Annotated in this window: 1 protein-coding gene; it reads left to right on the forward strand. The window is 36.2% G+C overall.

The window, feature by feature from the left end; all coding sequences use genetic code 11:
- Nucleotides 1-34: 34 nt before the first annotated feature.
- On the forward strand, nt 35-880 hold the full coding sequence (locus ACFIJK_RS09240; RefSeq protein ID WP_375627584.1) for a type IV secretion system protein: 846 nt from the start codon (nt 35-37) through the stop codon (nt 878-880).
- Nucleotides 881-1218: the final 338 nt, after the last annotated feature.

Genomic DNA, 1218 nt, shown 5'->3' on the forward strand with positions numbered 1-1218 from the left:
ATAAAAAGTTGAAAATTCGTTAAAGAGGAATTCCATGGACTTTACAGTGTTCACGCAACTTTTCAGTAAAATTGATCAGATAACAAAAACATATGTCACGGATATTTCCTCAAAAACAATGGCTACAATTACGCCCTTTGTTTCAATCGGTGTCACAATCGCTTTCATCATCTATGGATGGCTCATCATTCGGGGCGCTATAGATATGCCTCTCTCCGGATTTGTAAATCGTTTCCTACGGATAAGTATTATTACTTCAATAGCTCTTACCACAGGACTTTATCAAAATGAAATTGCGAGTTTAATAACACAAATGCCCTATGAGTTATCAAAAGCGCTCTTAACAGATCCACTCGATAATACACAATTAATGAATTTACTAGACAGAACAGCAACCAAAGGATTTCAATATGCAGGCCGTCTTTTCCAAGAAACCGTCTTCTTCGAAGCCAATGGACTGCTTTACAGTCTCTTAGGCATCATCATCTTGCTAGCAACAAGCCTCGTCGTAGCAATCGGTGGTGGTCTCGTGCTCCTGACAAAAATCGCTATTACACTTCTCGTAGGATGGGGACCTCTCTTCATCATTGCTTTGCTCTGGCAACCAACTCATCGCCTTTTCGAGCAATGGATAATCCAAGTCATCAATTATATAATCCTCTTTCTACTCTTAGCGACTGTATTTAATCTGATGATGAATATCTTTGCAAACTATTTGAGCGATATGAAACTCGATTACGACCAGAATATAAGCTTCATGTTTGGGGGTGCTCTCATATTGTCCATTATATCCATCATGCTGTTACTCAAACTATCAAGCGTTGCCAATTCTCTCGCAAAAGGAATTACATTTGGACATCTATGGAGACATAGAAACTAAAGGAGATAAAGAGCAATAGTTCCCGTAACAGACGCCCTTAATATCCATATGACAAAATAACGAGGATATCCAATCCTACAGTAAAAAATATTCGCACTGAAATTGAGCTATTTTCATAAATTAAAAAATGAAATTAAGAAAAGATCAATTATCGTAAACTATACACTTTACTTTAATGTCAAAATTATAATAATGACAATAAACATCAGAATGGATACAACAGTAAAAAAGAGTCATATTAAAATGAAGTTGGTCATTCTTATAATTTTGATTGCAAACATTTTATCAGCTTGTGCATTAGCACCAAAGCTAAAACAGCCCAATGATAGGAACCGTGT

Origin of the sequence: Bartonella sp. PS17NMGDW (assembly GCF_042193555.1) — a bacterium.
GTDB classification, from domain to species: Bacteria; Pseudomonadota; Alphaproteobacteria; order Rhizobiales; family Rhizobiaceae; genus Bartonella; species Bartonella grahamii.

Bases quoted from the DNA above. Each gene is read 5' to 3' on its own strand.
- ACFIJK_RS09240 (WP_375627584.1), top strand. From the start codon at position 35: ATGGACTTTACAGTGTTCACGCAACTTTTCAGTAAAATTGATCAGATA.